We start from the raw sequence: 1,065 nt of genomic DNA on the forward strand, positions 1-1,065 counted from the left end.
ACCTTCAAGAATATACGAAATGATTTCCATGTTTTGATGCCCATGAGTATCAAAACCCATGTTTGGCGCCACAGTGTCATCATTGATCACCCGCAGAGCAGAAATGCCCATATGTGCGGGGTCATAGTAGTGCCCAAAAGAGAAGCTATGTTTGCTGTCTAGCCAGCCAACATTTGCATGGCCTCTGTCTTCGTTACGGCGTAGGTAGTTCATATGTTTCTCCTTACTATTATTCGAACTGTTATTCGATGGTTTCGGCTTTCAATCCAACCGAGAATGGCTCTAGTATATGAACCATCTTTTGGCTGAAAGACCGGAACTTATGCAATGAAATGTTCAAAAAAATTGCACAATCTAATGTGTATGGTGGTCGCGTGTTGCTGTATTCCAATGTCTGTTGCGAGTGAGTCGCGAATAGAACTTATTGCGAAAGGCTTCGAATTACCCTGGTCAATGGAATTTTTAGATGAGACAACACTGCTTGTTTCAGAACGGGCCGGGGCCATAAAAGTGCTTTCTTTGAAAGACAAAGGCCAAACATCGCTTAGAAATGTTTGGCCAGTGGCCTTTGGCGGGCAGGGCGGATTGTTAGATCTTGCTATCCATCCCGACTATCCAGAGGAACCGTGGATTTATGCCAGTTATAGCAAAGCACATTCTAATGGCACCTCAACAGCTTTAGCCCGTTTTCAGTTGACAGATGGCGCTATTACGCAACATGAAGAGTTGTTTGTGAGCAATGCTATTTCTTCTGGTGGTCGCCACTTTGGCAGCCGCATCGCATTTGATGATCAGGGCTATTTATTTCTCACCTCAGGGGATCGTGGAGAGCGAGATTGGGCGCAAGATTTGTCGAATCATGCAGGTACAGTGATTCGTTTACATGCTGATGGTCGAGTGCCTGCAGACAATCCATTCGTCGATCAAGCAGGCGCACAAGCTGAAATATGGTCGTATGGGCATCGCAACGCTCAGGGCATTGTGTTCGATCAAGATCGTGGAATTCTCTGGATTATCGAACATGGACCGCGTGGTGGTGATGAAATTAATCGTGTTGAGCGCGCT

The 1,065-nt window shown here is 45.9% G+C and carries 2 protein-coding genes; one reads left to right on the forward strand and one right to left on the reverse strand.

Translation table 11 applies throughout. The features are described 5' to 3' along the window. The coding region (locus A3738_RS26890; protein WP_197474074.1) for a pirin family protein at nucleotides 1-213 on the reverse strand (213 nt) is incomplete at its 3' end. Nucleotides 214-327: 114 nt separating this feature from the next. On the opposite strand from A3738_RS26890, the gene A3738_RS26895 reads away from it, so the two are divergent. Next, a partial coding sequence (locus A3738_RS26895) for a PQQ-dependent sugar dehydrogenase (RefSeq protein ID WP_156504531.1) occupies nucleotides 328-1,065 on the forward strand: 738 nt, incomplete at its 3' end.

The organism is Oleiphilus sp. HI0066 (genome assembly GCF_001635725.1).